Annotated in this window: 15 protein-coding genes and 2 tRNA genes; 7 read left to right on the plus strand and 10 right to left on the minus strand. The window is 66.9% G+C overall.

The window, feature by feature from the left end; translation table 11 throughout:
- Nucleotides 1-182 (plus strand): hypothetical protein (locus tag KBY93_RS10430; RefSeq protein WP_255094322.1); only part of this gene is annotated, 182 nt, incomplete at its 5' end.
- 47 nt (nt 183-229) lie between these two features.
- Complete coding sequence (locus KBY93_RS10435; protein ID WP_255094323.1) at nt 230-616, plus strand: hypothetical protein; 387 nt, start codon at nt 230-232, stop codon at nt 614-616.
- 4 nt (nt 617-620) lie between these two features.
- Here the strand turns inward: KBY93_RS10435 and aqpZ are convergent, their stop codons facing one another.
- The 4 genes from aqpZ to yidD form a co-directional block, all read right to left on the minus strand.
- Nucleotides 621-1,343: an aquaporin Z gene (gene aqpZ, locus KBY93_RS10440; RefSeq protein WP_094554406.1), complete on the minus strand. Its 723-nt coding sequence runs from the start codon at nt 1,341-1,343 to the stop codon at nt 621-623.
- A gap of 122 nt (nt 1,344-1,465) precedes the next feature.
- Nucleotides 1,466-2,992, minus strand: a complete 1,527-nt coding sequence (locus KBY93_RS10445; protein ID WP_255094324.1) for a UDP-N-acetylmuramoyl-L-alanyl-D-glutamate--2,6-diaminopimelate ligase — start codon at nt 2,990-2,992, stop codon at nt 1,466-1,468.
- A 51-nt stretch (nt 2,993-3,043) separates the two neighbouring features.
- Complete coding sequence (locus KBY93_RS10450) at nt 3,044-3,343, minus strand: glutaredoxin family protein (RefSeq protein WP_255094379.1); 300 nt, start codon at nt 3,341-3,343, stop codon at nt 3,044-3,046.
- Nucleotides 3,344-3,345: 2 nt separating this feature from the next.
- Nucleotides 3,346-3,642 carry a membrane protein insertion efficiency factor YidD gene (gene yidD / locus KBY93_RS10455; RefSeq protein ID WP_255094326.1) on the minus strand — a complete coding sequence of 99 codons (297 nt, stop codon included), beginning with the start codon at nt 3,640-3,642 and terminating at the stop codon, nt 3,346-3,348.
- Between the two features lie 72 nt (nt 3,643-3,714).
- On the opposite strand from yidD, the gene rpsD reads away from it, so the two are divergent.
- On the plus strand, nt 3,715-4,323 hold the full coding sequence (rpsD, locus tag KBY93_RS10460; RefSeq protein WP_094554269.1) for a 30S ribosomal protein S4: 609 nt from the start codon (nt 3,715-3,717) through the stop codon (nt 4,321-4,323).
- A 94-nt stretch (nt 4,324-4,417) separates the two neighbouring features.
- Here rpsD and KBY93_RS10465 read toward each other — a convergent pair whose 3' ends face one another.
- From KBY93_RS10465 to KBY93_RS10490, 6 genes are all read right to left on the minus strand, one after another.
- Nucleotides 4,418-5,533 (minus strand): sialidase family protein, encoded by a 1,116-nt coding sequence (locus tag KBY93_RS10465; protein WP_255094327.1) that lies wholly within the window; start codon nt 5,531-5,533, stop codon nt 4,418-4,420.
- 101 nt (nt 5,534-5,634) lie between these two features.
- Entirely contained in the window at nt 5,635-6,519 is an 885-nt protein-coding gene (trpC, locus tag KBY93_RS10470) for an indole-3-glycerol phosphate synthase TrpC (protein WP_255094328.1), read from the minus strand.
- Between the two features lie 62 nt (nt 6,520-6,581).
- A complete protein-coding gene (lpdA, locus tag KBY93_RS10475; protein WP_255094330.1) occupies nt 6,582-8,030 on the minus strand; it encodes a dihydrolipoyl dehydrogenase in 1,449 nt (482 codons plus the stop codon).
- Nucleotides 8,027-8,899 (minus strand): RNA methyltransferase, encoded by an 873-nt coding sequence (locus tag KBY93_RS10480; RefSeq protein ID WP_261355407.1) that lies wholly within the window; start codon nt 8,897-8,899, stop codon nt 8,027-8,029. The genes lpdA and KBY93_RS10480 overlap by 4 nt, the downstream gene beginning before the upstream one ends.
- Nucleotides 8,874-9,122: a hypothetical protein gene (locus KBY93_RS10485; RefSeq protein ID WP_255094332.1), complete on the minus strand. Its 249-nt coding sequence runs from the start codon at nt 9,120-9,122 to the stop codon at nt 8,874-8,876. Before KBY93_RS10485 ends, KBY93_RS10480 begins: the two co-directional genes overlap by 26 nt.
- 77 nt (nt 9,123-9,199) lie before the next feature.
- Nucleotides 9,200-9,283: transfer RNA gene (locus KBY93_RS10490), tRNA-Leu, on the minus strand.
- Between the two features lie 196 nt (nt 9,284-9,479).
- Between KBY93_RS10490 and murA the strand changes: the two genes are divergently transcribed.
- The 4 genes from murA to KBY93_RS10510 all read left to right on the plus strand — a co-directional run bounded on the left by murA (nt 9,480) and on the right by KBY93_RS10510 (nt 13,404).
- Nucleotides 9,480-10,781, plus strand: coding sequence for a UDP-N-acetylglucosamine 1-carboxyvinyltransferase (gene murA / locus KBY93_RS10495; protein ID WP_255094333.1), 1,302 nt, complete (start codon nt 9,480-9,482; stop codon nt 10,779-10,781).
- Between the two features lie 32 nt (nt 10,782-10,813).
- Nucleotides 10,814-10,895: transfer RNA gene (locus tag KBY93_RS10500), tRNA-Leu, on the plus strand.
- Between the two features lie 80 nt (nt 10,896-10,975).
- On the plus strand, nt 10,976-12,181 hold the full coding sequence (locus KBY93_RS10505; protein ID WP_255094380.1) for an aspartate aminotransferase family protein: 1,206 nt from the start codon (nt 10,976-10,978) through the stop codon (nt 12,179-12,181).
- Nucleotides 12,182-12,225: 44 nt separating this feature from the next.
- A complete protein-coding gene (locus KBY93_RS10510) occupies nt 12,226-13,404 on the plus strand; it encodes a folylpolyglutamate synthase/dihydrofolate synthase family protein (RefSeq protein WP_255094334.1) in 1,179 nt (392 codons plus the stop codon).
- The last annotated feature ends 11 nt before the right edge of the window (nt 13,405-13,415 follow it).

The raw sequence follows: 13,415 nt of genomic DNA on the forward strand, positions 1-13,415 counted from the left end.
TCGACTGGCGAACGAGCCTGCTGCTGGAGCCCAGGCTGCCCGCCAATCAACTCATCAGTTTCTGGCCATCTTGCATGACTCTGACTATGCTGGCTTTGAATCTGCCGCGCAGCGGCTTAGTCCAACTCAGCTGCTTGAGCCAGCTTGGTCAAGGAACATCATTTGGTCACCATTTGCTGTAAGCGATAAGCAAGGCGATCAGACTTTTTGGGTTGTCGTCCCTCCTTCCATGCGTGCCCCCCACCTGACGATGCATCCGTGCTTGTCACTGCTGGGTGCGGCAATACTCGGTGCCTCCTGTCTGGTGGCATCGACCACACCAGCCTGGGCAAATCCCGCCACTCCCACGAAGCAGCTGGAAGGAACCGCCACACCAGGAAGTGAGAAGCAATCCCCCTACGCCGCGGCCAAAGAAGCCCCCACACCTGTGGAGCCGATGGAAGGCACCCAGGCGCCTGGGAGCGAAAAGGAATCGCCCTATGCAGCTCCCAAGGAGAGTATTGCCTCTGCACCCATGGTCGAAACCGGCAAACTCTGGGGCCTGCTGGTGCCGATCGTGCTAGCCACAGGCAGCTACCTGGTGCTGCGTAGCCGGGAAGGCAACGAAGACGCCTGAGTGCTCAGTCGCTGGGACCTTCTAGAAGGTGGCGGTGCACCCAGCCGGCCAAAAGGGCACCCGCAATGGGCGCCAGCCAGAACAGCCACAGCTGGCCCACGGCATCACCTCCCACCCAGAAGGCCACGCCGGTGCTGCGGGCGGGGTTCACTGAGGTGTTGGTGACCGGAATGCTGATCAGGTGGATCAGCACCAGCGACAGACCGATCGGAACGCCGGCCAGGTCTTTGATCGCATCCCGGTGGGTGGTGCCAAGAATCACCAGCAGGAAAATGAAGGTCAGAACCACTTCGATCACCAGCGCCGGCAGCAATCCGTAGCCACCGGGGGAGTGGGCCCCGAATCCGTTAGTGGCCAGGGGGTTGCTGCCGGTCAGCGCGAAGCCGGGTCGACCACTGGCAATGCCGAAGAGCAGTCCGCCGGCGATCAGGCCCCCCAGCACCTGAGCGACGATGTAGGGAAGCAGCTGTGAGCCTGGATGGCGGCCACTCGCCCAGAGGCCGAAGGTGACGGCGGGATTGATGTGGCAGCCAGAGATATGGCCGATGGTGTAAGCCATCGTGAGCAGGGTGAGTCCGAAGGCCAGCGACACCCCCAGGAAACCAAGACCCAGAGGATTGGCCTCGGCCTGGGCGTAGGGGAAGACAGCAGCCAGCACAGCACTGCCGCAGCCGCCGAACACCAGCCAGAAGGTGCCGATCAGTTCAGCGAGGAACTTCCTCGACATGGGCACAGGCGAAGCCATAGGAAGGTGGAACGAAGATCTGGATCCTGGACAAGGTACGGGCCAGGACGCCGTGCGGATACCTGAGCGGCCACTTCCAGGCGCTGATCTGCACTTCCCTACCCTCAGCCGAGCCTGGAGCGCAGCGCCTGCTCAGCCTGCTCCCGGTCGTCGAAGTGGATCTTGGTGGTGCCCAGGATCTGGTAATCCTCATGGCCCTTGCCCGCGATCAGCACCAGATCGGCCGGGCCAGCCGCGGCGATGGCAGCCGCGATCGCCGCGGCCCGATCCACCTCCACCAGCAGCTCGGTGCCGGTGGGAATGCCCGCCACCACGTCGTCAAGGATGCGCTGGGGATCCTCTGTGCGGGGGTTGTCGGAGGTCACCACCACCCGGTCGGCCAGCCGCGCGGCGATCGCAGCCATCTGGGGGCGCTTGCCCCGGTCGCGGTCGCCGCCGCAGCCGAACACACAGACCAGCTGGCCCTGGGCGAAAGGCCGGCAGGCCGCCAGGGCATTCTCCAGACCATCGGGGGTGTGGGCATAGTCGACCAGCACCGCCGGCAACTCAGTGGCCTCGGGCAGCAGCACCCGCTCCATCCGGCCGGGCACGCCCCGGAAACTGGGGATCGCCTCCAGCAGCTGATCCAGGGGCAATCCCTGCTGCTGCAGTACCCCCACCGCCTGAAGCAGGTTCATCAGGTTGAAGCGGCCCACCAGGGGTGAGCGGAATGTCCCGCGCCCCAGGGGCGTGATCAGGGTGCCGCTCACCCCATCGGCGGCGAAGACCAGATCTTCAAGCCGTAGCTCGGCCAGATCCTCGGGGCGCACTCCAGCACCAGGCGCAGCCAGGGAACTGCGCCAGAGACCCTCCCCAAGCGGCCCCGAGAGCCGCTCGGCCAGCCGCGCGCCCCAGGGGTCGTCGATGTTCACCACCGCCGTGCCATCCAGGCGCTCCGGCGAGAACAGACGCGCCTTCGCCTCGAAGTAGGCCACCATCGAGGGGTGGTAGTCGAGGTGGTCCTGGGTGAGGTTGGTGAACACTGCACCGGCGAAATGGCAGCCGGCCACCCGGCGCTGGTCGAGGGCGTGGGAGCTCACCTCCATGGCAGCCAGCTGGGCTCCGGCCTCCACAGCACTGGCCAGCTGACCATGCAGCACATCGGCGAAGGCCGTGGTGTGCGACGCCTTGACGCTGTGCCCCGGCCAGCGGTTGATCAAGGTGCCGAACAGGGCCGTCGCCTGGCCGCAGCCGGCACTGAGGTGCTCGATCAAGTAAGTGGTGGTGGTCTTGCCGTTGGTGCCGGTGACACCGATCAGAACAAGCCGACGGCTGGGGTCGTGCCAGAACGAAGCCGCCAGCCGGCCGGCCCATTCCGCCACCGGCTCCTGCAGAACCAGCACAGGATCGGTTGGCGCCGGGGGGCACTGGGCCGCCGCCGCCGGCCCGATCAGCGCCGCCACCGCTCCCTGCTTCAGGGCGGCGGCCCAGAAGCTGCCCCCATCCACCTGCCCCCCCGGCAGACCGATGAACAGCGTGCCGGCCGCGACGCTGCGGGAATCACAGCTCAGGCCGGTGACAACAGCATCAGGCAGCTGGGCAGGAATCGCCACAGCACAGTCCTGAAGGAGGGAATGGAGCAGCTGGGGCATCAGGAGGTCGTCCCCAGGGACGGGGGCCGGCGCGGTTGGATTTGGGCTGTTTTAGGCGCATGGAGGCGGGCCAGGCAGCTCCACCAGACACTTCCGCAGCCAGCGCTGCAGGCCATCGCCCGCCAGCCGCGGCCCCACCCTCGGCAGGAGCTCAGGCCGCCCCTGCCGCACCACCGCCAGCAGTGGCACCTCCAGGCCGTAGCGGGCCTGGAGCTGGGGATCGTGATCCACATTCACCACCTCCAGTGGCGGAGGTGGCTCCAGGGCCCGCAGGCGTTCTTCCAAGCCATCGCACAGGCAGCAGCCGTCCCGGCTGTAGAGCAGCAGAGCCGGCCAGGGGGGCACGGGCAGGTTCACTCGGGCACCGGATCGCAACCGCAGGGGGTGAATGGATGGCAGCGCAGCAGGCGCCTCAGGGTGAGCCAGCCACCCCGCCAGGGGCCATGGCGCTGGATCGCCTCAAGGCCATAGGCGCTGCAGCTGGGAATGAACCGGCAGCGGGGCCCCAGCAGGGGCGATAGCCAGCGGCGGTAGCCAGTGATCAGGGCGATCAGGGCAAGCTGCAGCGCCTGGCTGAGGCCGGAGAAGCCAACGGATAGGATCGACAACTGGCGTTGCACGACCGGAAGCCTGGAGGACGCCTCCAGCATGCTCCCCGGCAGGTCCGGCCCACGGGCTGGCCTGCGCTTCGTTCCAGAACCCCGTCCTCTGTTTCTGTCTGCATGTCTCGCTACCGCGGTCCTCGCCTGAGGGTGACGCGGCGCTTGGGAGACCTTCCCGGTCTCACCCGTAAGTCCGCCAAGCGGGCTTATCCCCCCGGTCAGCACGGCCAAGCCCGTCGCAAGCGCTCCGAATACGCCATCCGCCTCGAAGAAAAGCAGAAGCTTCGCTTCAACTACGGCATCTCCGAGCGCCAGCTCGTGCGCTACGTGAAGAAAGCGCGCGCCCAGGAGGGTTCCACTGGAACCAACCTGCTGAAGCTGCTGGAGAACCGCCTCGACAACATCTGCTTCCGCCTCGGCTTCGGCCCCACGGTGCCAGGTGCCCGCCAGCTGGTGAACCACGGCCACATCACCGTGAACGGCCGTGTGGTCGATGTGCCCAGCTACCAGTGCCGTGCCGGCGACGTGATCGTCGTGCGCGAACGCAAGGCCAGTCGCCAGCTCGCTGAAGGCAACCTGGAGTTTCCAGGTCTGGCCAACATCCCCCCCAACCTCGAGCTCGACAAGAACAAGTTCACCGCCAAGGTCAACGGGCGGATCGAGCGCGAATGGGTCGCCCTGGAGATCAACGAACTGCTGGTGGTTGAGTTCTACAGCCGCAAGGTCTGAGTTCACGCCCGTCTGATCTGGCCCATCCAGGGACCAGCCAGGCCCAACAGCCACCCCCCGGCACAGAGCCCATTGCTCCTTGCCGGGGGCTTTGTCATGTTCCAGTGATTGGCACCAACGCTGCCTCGATGTAGGAGTGCGGCCTCTGCTCGGTGGCCAGGTAGTAGAGCACCAGCAGCTCCCCACGGTGATTCTCGACCATCTGGGGATAACCCATGTCGTAGCTGAAGGGGTTGTCGCGGATCACCACCTCGGGTCCCCAGGTGCGGCCACGATCGCCGCTTAGGCGCAGCAGCAGCTGCTGCCGGCTGCGGTTGGCATAGGCGCAGGCCAGGCGTCCGTCGCGCAGCCGCACCAGTGCGCCGGGATTGCCGTTGTGGATTCCCGTCTGTGCGACACGGCCGAGCGACGACCAGCTGCTGCCGCCATCCTCGGAGGCGTAAGCCTCGATCCAGTTGGGCTTGTCCTCGCCGGCGCGTGGATCCTTGCGTCGCAGCACCGTGATCAGCGCGCCGCCACCCAGAGACACCAGGGACGGCATCACGGCGCGGTAGGGATCGCGCCAGGGAACCACCCAGGCGACAAAGCTGAACCGGCGACCACCGTCCTCGGTGATGGCCACGAAGGTCTTGTCGAGACGGCTGGAATGGCGGCCCAGCCGTGGATCCTGGGCGGAGAGGAAGACCTGGGCAGAGCGTTCGCCGGTGATCCGGTAGCAGGTGCGGGAGGTGAGCACCAGCCCCTTGAGCGCGGGCTCGCTCTCGAGGCCTTTGAAAGGGAACGGCCCGCGCCAGGACAGACCACGATCCGAGGACACGAAGAAACCGCCCAGCCGCTCCTCGCCTGAGCCGGAGTCTCCCGCCACCACCCGCAGCGCCAGATCAGAATCATCGAAGCGGATCGGGGCTTCCAGCTGTTGCGGGGCTCCGGCTCGGCCCACGAACGGGGTCGGCATCTCCGACACCCAGCTCAGGCCTCCATCGCGGGAACGGGCCAGCCGGTTGGTCTGGGGGCTGCCGATGCGGTGCCCCTCCTTCTCAACCCACGGCCCCTCGCTGTAGCCCACCAAGACTTCGCGGCCACCGTCCCATGACCAGCAGCCGTTGTTGGCCGGCCAGGCCAGAAAACGGCCTTCCTCGCCGGCCGCCACAGCAAAACGGATGCCGGTGACCCGGGGCTGGGCCGCTAGCCGGGGGGAGAACGCCAGCATCGACCCGGCGGTCAGGCCACCAAGCCTGCGCAGCAGAACCCTCCTGGACAGAATCCCGCCGGCACCGGCGGGAGCGTCGCGCCGCGCTGACACCACCGGCCTCAGATCCCGATCAGGGTCTCCAGGGCAGCCGTCACATCGGCCTGGCGCATCAGAGCCTCGCCCACCAGCACCGCATCGGCGCCGGCGCCCATCACCCGATCGAGATCATCCCGGCTGCCCAGCCCAGACTCGCTCACCAGCAGGGCGCCCTTCTGGCGCAGACGCTCCCCGTAACGGGCCATCAATTCCTCGGTGGTGGCCAGGTCGGTGTGGAAGCTGGTGAGATCGCGGTTGTTGATGCCGACCATCTCCACCCCCTCAAGCGCCAGCGCCCGCTCCATCTCGGCGCCGTCGTGCACCTCCAGCAGCACCGCCAGGCCAAGGGCATGGGCCACCTTCAGCAGGTAGGAGAGGTCCTGGTCGGAGAGGATGGCGGCGATCAGCAGGGCGGCATCGGCCCCGGCGGCGCGGGCCTGATACAGCTGGTATGGAGTGAGGATGAAGTCCTTGCAAAGCAGGGGCAGCTCCACCGCCTGGCGCACCTCAACCAGCACCTCGAACCCCCCCTGGAAGAAGGCCTTGTCGGTGAGCACCGAAAGGCAGCTCGCCCCGCCCGCCTGGTAGGCGCGGGCGATGGCCACGGGATCGAAGTCTTCGCGGATGACCCCCTTGCTAGGGCTTGCCTTCTTCACCTCGGCGATCACGGCCGGTTTGCGGCAACTGGCCCGCAGGGCCGCCACGAAGTTGCGGCAGGAGGGGAGATCAGCCACCTGCAATTTGAGCTTCTCGAGGGGCACGCGTTCGCGCGAGGCAGTCAGCTCACGATCCTTCTCCCAGAGAATCTCTTCGAGGATGTGGCGCGGGGCCGCCTCCTCATGGGGAATGCCGAATTGCAGGTGGGCCACCCGCACGGGCAGGTTGGGCGGGCGACGACGGATCTCCAAGGACTGGCGGCAGTGGACGCATGAAGTGATCGTAGGAGCGGCGGGCCGTCAGACAGGGTTGATCAGACCAGGGTCGCGGCCGCCTGCTTGTAGGCCACCTCGACCACTTCACTCAGGGTGGGGTGGGTGTGCACCTCATGGGCCAGCTCGCGCACGCTCTGGCGGCGGGCCACGGCATTGGCGATCTCCTGAATCAGGTCGGCGGCATGGAGCCCGTAGATATGGGCTCCGAGCACCTCACCGCTGGAGCGGTTGAACAGCAGCTTCATCAGGCCATCGCTTTCGAGCTCCGCCAGCGCCTTGGAATTGGCCTTGAAATAGCTGCGCACGAGCCCGAGCTCAAAGCCATCGGCGGCAGCGAGCTCCTTGGCGTCGGCTTCACTCAGGCCCACGGAGCTGATCTCAGGATGGGTGAAGGTGGCCGCCGGAATCGAGCGGTAATCAATCAGGCGCTGGTGGCCCAGGATGTTGTCCACAGCCACGCCCCCCTGGGCGGCGGCGGTGTGGGCCAGCATCATCTTGCCGGTCACATCGCCCACGGCCCAGAGATGGGGCACTGGGTTGCCATCCACCAGCACGCGCATCGCCTCATCCACCGGAATGAAGCCGCGGTTTGTGGTCACACCGACGCTGGCCAGGTTGAGGTCCTTGCTCACGGGCACCCGGCCGGTGGCCACCAGCACCGCATCCACCTCCAGGATCTCCACCGGCTCGCGGCTCGCCATCTCCACCAGCTCGATCCGCACCGGTGATCCAGGTGTGACCGACTTGGCGAGCACGCCGGAGCGGGCGTCAATGTCGCGGCCATCGATCAAGTTGCGAGCGGCGATCTTGGCGATGTCGGGATCGAAGGTGGGCATCACCCGATCAAGGGCCTCGATCATCGTGACCTCACAGCCAAGGGCGGTGTAGACGTCGGCGAACTCCAGACCGATGTAGCCGCTGCCGATGATCGCGATCCAGCGCGGCAGCCACTCCAGGCTGATGGCTTCATCACTGGTGAAAACGGTGCGCCCGTCGGTTTCGATGCCGGGGGGGACGAAGGGGTCGGAACCGGTGGCGATGATCACGTCACGGGCTGAATACACCCGCTCGATGCCGCTGGCTTCTCGCACCGCCACCCGCTGGGAGCCCTCCAACCGTCCCTTGCCGCGCAGGATCGTGGCACCGGCCCGCTCCAGTGTCTTGGTGAGGTTGGTGCGGATCGTGGCCACCAGCTGGTTGGCATGGTCGGCGATCTTCTGGCGCTCGAAGCGCACCGGAGCCGCATGGATGCCGAAGCCGCGCAGGTGCTCGACGTCCGCCAGTTCCCGCACCCGGCCGCTGGCGGCCAACAGGGCCTTGGAGGGCACGCAGCCCCGGTTCACGCAGGTGCCGCCCATGTCGCGCGACTCCACGATCGCGGTGCGCAGGCCATGGTCGGCGGCGTGCTTGGCGGCGTCAAAGCCGCCATAACCGGCACCGATCACGATCAGATCGAAGTCAAAGCTGGCTGCGCTGGCGTCGCTCACCTGGGCTGCTGCGGTTGTTGCCCCGCATTCTCCCCCGTCAGCTGACGCCAGCGCTCCAGCAACAGCGGTGCGGCGGCCACCGCCACATTGAGGGATTCCACCGCCGCACTGTGGGGAATGGTGACCCGGTGGCTGCTGACCGCCAGCAGATCCGGAGCGAGGCCCGCTCCCTCATTGCCGAGCAGAAGCACCGTGGGACGGGTCCAATCGAGCTGCCAGTAGGGCATCCCGCCGGCAACCACCGAGGCCACCACCTGGGCGCCGTTCGTGCGGGCGGACTCAAGGCGCGGCAGCAGCCGCTCGAACCGGCGGCAGGGCATGGCCAGGGCCGCGCCGGCCGAAGCGCGCAGCACCTTCGGCTGAAAGGGGTCGGCCCCCTCCGCCAGCCAGATCTCCTCCACCCCAGCCGCCAAAGCAGTCCGCATCAAGGTGCCGAGGTTGCCGGGGTCCTGAAGGCGATCGAGCGCCAGCACGAACTCGACGCGGGGGGAGGCCGGCAGCTCCGGCCACGGCAGCGTCAGCAGCACCCCATCGGGATGGGCGGTGGTGGCCATCGCCTCCAGCACCGGCTCAGCGACCGGTTGCAGCACGGAGGCCACCCGGGAGTGGGTCTCCAGAAGTGAGCGGTGACGCTCGATCCAGCCAGGAGTTGCCAGCACCTGCCGGGGTGGCAGGCCCAGGCGCAGGGCCTCCTCCAGCAGATGGGTACCCTCCAGCAGCAGCAGGCCCTGATCCCTGCGGCCGCGGGGCTGATGAAGGGCGCGACAGAGGCCCACGAGTGGATTACGGCGGCTCTTGATCAGCTCAGCTGTCTGGGTCACCGCAGCGGTCCCTTCGCTGGCCTCAGAACGACTGTCGGCGGCGCACATGCATGGGGGCCTGGATCAGGATCCCGGCATCCTCAAGATCGATGCCGCGGATCGAAGCCACCTCACCCTCAATGCCCTCGCTTCTGAGGTTGTCCACCAAACGACTCACAACAATGTCTTCGATGGTGGATTCATCCATGCCATCGGGGGTGAGACTTTCCAGAAATTTGCCGATCTTCTTGGCAACAACCTCAGAAGAATTCGTGATCTTGATGACAATCATGGGTGATGCGGCACCACGGCTGGAAACACTTGCCCCGGCAAGGGGGAGAGGGGAGCGTGGGCTGAACTGGGGGAAAGTGCGGATGGGGAGACTTGAACTCCCACGACATTGCTGCCACTAGTACCTGAAACTAGCGCGTCTACCAATTCCGCCACATCCGCTGGCAGTGCCGCCAAAGCGACCCGAAAATCTTAAATCACGGAGGGCCGACCCCTCCTGACTCCGGGCCCTGAGCTGAAGACTGCTTGTGGTGATCAGCCAGAGTTGCTACCAACCATGACAGTTCCACGGGCGGACGCCTAGACGGTCGCTGTCTTGGTTGTCAAGATTCTGGGACCAAAAGACGGACCGAGCGCCATGACACTGACCGTCGTACCGACACCAATCTCCATCGTTGCCCCTCAGTTGGAGATCACGGGTGGACGACGGTTGTCCGGTGAGGTTCGGGTCAGCGGAGCCAAGAACTCCGCCCTGGTGCTGATGGCGGCCTGCCTGCTCAGTCGCGACACCCTGCGGCTGACCAACGTGCCCCCCCTGACCGACATCGCCGGGATGGGCGAGATCCTCACCGCGCTGGGTGTGCGCGTCAGACGTGGCCCGGACTGGGTTGAGCTCGACGCCAGCCACCTGAGCCAATCGACTCCCCCCTACGAGCTGGTCAACAGCCTGCGGGCGAGCTTCTTCTGCATCGGCCCCCTGCTTGCCCGGCTGGGCATGGCCAAGGTGCCCCTTCCAGGCGGCTGCAAGATCGGCTCCAGGCCCGTGATCGAGCATGTCAAGGGCCTCAAGACCCTCGGCGCCCAGGTGAGCATCGAGCATGGTGTGGTCTCGGCCGCTGTGCCGGGCCGCAGCCAAAGGCTCACCGGTGGACGTATCCACCTCGAATGCCCCAGCGTCGGCGCCACCGAAACCCTGATGATGGCGGCCGCCCTGGCGGATGGCGAAACCGTTATCGAGAACGCCGCCCTCGAGCCTGAGGTGGTTGATCTGGCCGGTATGCTCAACGCCATGGGCGGAAGAGTCAGGGGTGCCGGCACCCCCACGATCGTCATTGATGGCGTCGAGCGGATGCACGGCGCCGATTACGCCGTGATCCCCGACCGCATCGAAGCCGGCACCTTCCTGTTGGCCGCCGCCATCACCCGCTCTGCCCTGCGCGTCACCCCGGTGATTCCCGATCACCTCGGTGCCGTGCTCACCAAGCTGGTTGATGCGGGCTGCGAGCTGATTCCCGACGGCGAAGGAATGACCCTGCGCGTCTCACACGTCCAGGCCGTGGACCTGCGCACCCAACCCTTCCCAGGCTTCCCCACCGATCTGCAGGCCCCGTTCATGAGCGTGCTGGCCACCGCCCAGGGCACCAGCATGGTTGTGGAGAACATCTTCGAGAACCGCCTTCAGCACGTTGCTGAGCTGCAGCGGATGGGCGCCGACATCCGCATGCAAGGCAACACTGCCCTGGTGGAGGGAGTGGCCCGCCTCAGCGGCGCTCCCGTACAGGGCACTGATCTGCGCGCCTCGGCCGCCATGGTGCTGGCCGGCCTGGCCGCTGATGGCATCACCACCGTTCAGGGCCTGGAGTTCCTCGATCGGGGCTACGCCGATTTCGAAGGCAAGCTCAACGCGGTCGGTGCCTCGATCCGGCGCCTGGAGCCTTGAGCCTCTTCCTGCCCAAGTAAGCTGACTCCCGCGGGAGCGTGCCGGAATTGGTAGACGGACTCGACTCAAAATCGAGCGCCCTCGGGCATGTGGGTTCAAGTCCCACCGCTCCCATCAACCTGCCTCGGGCCAGCCAGCCTGCCGCTGAGTCACAGAGTCCGCTGACGGTGTCCCACACCTCGCTTTCAGCGGTGATGGACACCTACGCCCGGCTGCCCCTGGAGCTTGTCAAAGGCCGGGGGGTGTGGGTGCGCGACCGGCAGGGGCGCCGTTACCTCGACTGTGTAGCCGGGATTGCCACTTGCACTCTCGGCCACAGCGATGGGGTGATGCGCCGGGCTCTGAGCAAACAACTGGGCCGACTTCAGCACGTTTCCAACCTCTACCGGATTCCCGAGCAGGAGGAACTAGCCCGCTGGATCGTGGGGCGCAGCTGCGCAGATCGTGTCTTCTTCTGCAATTCCGGCGCCGAAGCCAACGAAGCAGCCATCAAGCTGGCCCGTAAGCACGGCCATCAGGTCCGCGGAATCGAGCGCCCGCTGATCCTCACGGCCCAGGCCAGTTTTCATGGCCGCACCCTCGCCACCGTGAGTGCCACCGGCCAGCCCAAGTACCACCAGGGCTTCGAGCCGATGGTGGAGGGCTTTCACTTCTTCCCCTACAACGACACCTCCGCTTTTGAAGCGCTGCTGAGCCGCAGCGAAGCCGACGGTCCCCGCGTGGCGGCCGTGATGCTGGAGCCCCTGCAGGGAGAAGGGGGCGTCAACCCCGGTGATCCGGCCTTCTTCCAGCGAGTGCGTCAGCTCTGCGACCAGCACCGCATCCTGCTGATCTTCGATGAGGTGCAGATCGGCATGGGCCGCAGCGGTTGCCTCTGGGGTTACGAAAAGCTGGGCGTCGAGCCTGATGCCTTCACCACGGCCAAGGGACTGGGCGGGGGCTTCCCGATCGGCGCCCTGGCCGTGAAGCAGGCCTTCGATCACTTCCGTCCCGGCGACCACGCCAGCACCTTCGGGGGCAACCCCATGGCCTGCCGTGCCGCCCTCACCGTGGCCCAGGAGCTGGAGAGGCGACTGCTGGTGCCCCACGTGCAGCGGATGGGCGAGCTGCTGCAGCAGTTGCTGGCTGAGCTGGTGAGCCGCCACCCCCAGCTCCTGGAGGGGGTGCGTGGCTGGGGCCTGCTCCAGGGACTGGTGTTGCGCCCGGATGCGCCCACCGCTCCCCAGATCGTGCTGTCGGCGATCGAGAAGGGTTTGCTGGTGGTGCCCGCCGGTCCAAGGGTGGTGCGGCTGGTGCCACCCCTGGTGATCAAGCCCCGCCAGCTTCGCCAGGCCGTGGCGCTGCTGGAGCAGTCCCTGCTATCGATCCTTGGGGAGCCATCGATTCATTCGCCGACCTGATCGAGCCGTTCAGCCGGCGTGGCGTTGATCTGGGCCTGGAGCGTATGCGCAGCGCCCTGGCGGAACTGGGCCATCCCGAGCGCCGCTTCGCGGCGGTGCAGGTGGCGGGCACCAACGGCAAGGGATCGATCTGCACCTTGGTGCACTCGGCCCTGCTGGCCAGTGGCCTGCGCGCCGGGCTTTACACCTCTCCCCACCTGGTGAGCTGGTGTGAGCGGATCCGGTTGGGAGACCAACCGATCGCTGCCCCAGAGCTGCGCAGGCTGCTGAGCGATCTGCAGCCCCTGGCCCGCCGCTACGATCTCACTCCCTTCGAGCTGGTGACCCTGGCGGCCTTCCAGGCCTTCGCCGACGCCGGCCTCGATCTGGTGGTGCTGGAAGTGGGCCTGGGGGGAAGGCTGGATGCCACCACCGTCCATCCCGAGCGCCCGGTGCTGGGATTCGCCGCGATCGGCATGGACCATGCGGAGGTGCTCGGCTCCACCATCGCGGCCATCGCAGCGGAGAAAGCGGGGATCCTGAGCCCGGGCAGCCTGGCAGTGAGCGGCCCCCAGGAGCCAGAGGCCGCTTACGTGCTGCGCCGGCGCGCCGTTGAAAGCGGCAGCACCTTGCTCTGGGTCGACCCGCTCAGCACGAACGGAGGGGATCTGGTGGCCGGCCACCTGCGCTGGCGCAGTGGTCTGCCCGGCCTGGTCCAGCGCCACAACGCAGCCGTGGCCCTCGGCCTGGTGCGTGCCCTGCGCCAGCAGGGCTGGAGAATCCCCGATCAGGCGATCGTTGAGGGGTTCGAAAACGCCCGCTGGCCGGCACGGCTGCAACCGGTGCTCTGGCAGGGGCAGCCCCTGTTGCTGGATGGTGCCCACAACCTGCCGGCGATCCAGGCACTGCGGCAGGAACTGGATCAGGTCGAGACCGCCGGGCAACGACGCTGCTGGGTGCTGGGGGTGCTGGCCAACAAGCCGGCGCCGGCGATGGTCCGGGCCCTGCTGGCCCCATCCGATCGGGCCTGGCTGGTACCGGTGCCTGATCATCCCTGCTGGAGCCTGGAGGCGCTGCTGTCAGCGGCACCCGAGCTGAGCGGACGCCTGGAGGCGAGCGCCTCGCTTACTGAGGCACTCGGCGCCGCCACAGCCAGTGCCGGCGGACAGACGGTGGTCGTGGCGGGATCGCTTTACCTGATCGGTGCCCTGATCCGTTCAGGCAGCCTCCAGGAATCGGGGTGATCCAGGAGAGA

It is taken from the genome of Synechococcus sp. J7-Johnson (assembly GCF_024345795.1).
GTDB lineage: Bacteria > Cyanobacteriota > Cyanobacteriia > PCC-6307 > Cyanobiaceae > Regnicoccus_A.

Bases quoted from the DNA above. Each gene is read 5' to 3' on its own strand.
- KBY93_RS10505 (WP_255094380.1), top strand. From the start codon at position 10,976: ATGGACACCTACGCCCGGCTGCCCCTGGAGCTTGTCAAAGGCCGGGGG.
- KBY93_RS10485 (WP_255094332.1), bottom strand. From the start codon at position 9,122: ATGATTGTCATCAAGATCACGAATTCTTCTGAGGTTGTTGCCAAGAAG.
- KBY93_RS10445 (WP_255094324.1), bottom strand. From the start codon at position 2,992: ATGCCCCAGCTGCTCCATTCCCTCCTTCAGGACTGTGCTGTGGCGATT.
- murA (WP_255094333.1), top strand. From the start codon at position 9,480: ATGACACTGACCGTCGTACCGACACCAATCTCCATCGTTGCCCCTCAG.
- KBY93_RS10480 (WP_261355407.1), bottom strand. From the start codon at position 8,899: ATGTGCGCCGCCGACAGTCGTTCTGAGGCCAGCGAAGGGACCGCTGCG.
- aqpZ (WP_094554406.1), bottom strand. From the start codon at position 1,343: ATGTCGAGGAAGTTCCTCGCTGAACTGATCGGCACCTTCTGGCTGGTG.
- KBY93_RS10510 (WP_255094334.1), top strand. From the start codon at position 12,226: ATGCGCAGCGCCCTGGCGGAACTGGGCCATCCCGAGCGCCGCTTCGCG.
- yidD (WP_255094326.1), bottom strand. From the start codon at position 3,642: ATGCTGGAGGCGTCCTCCAGGCTTCCGGTCGTGCAACGCCAGTTGTCG.
- KBY93_RS10435 (WP_255094323.1), top strand. From the start codon at position 230: ATGCGTGCCCCCCACCTGACGATGCATCCGTGCTTGTCACTGCTGGGT.
- rpsD (WP_094554269.1), top strand. From the start codon at position 3,715: ATGTCTCGCTACCGCGGTCCTCGCCTGAGGGTGACGCGGCGCTTGGGA.
- KBY93_RS10465 (WP_255094327.1), bottom strand. From the start codon at position 5,533: ATGCTGGCGTTCTCCCCCCGGCTAGCGGCCCAGCCCCGGGTCACCGGC.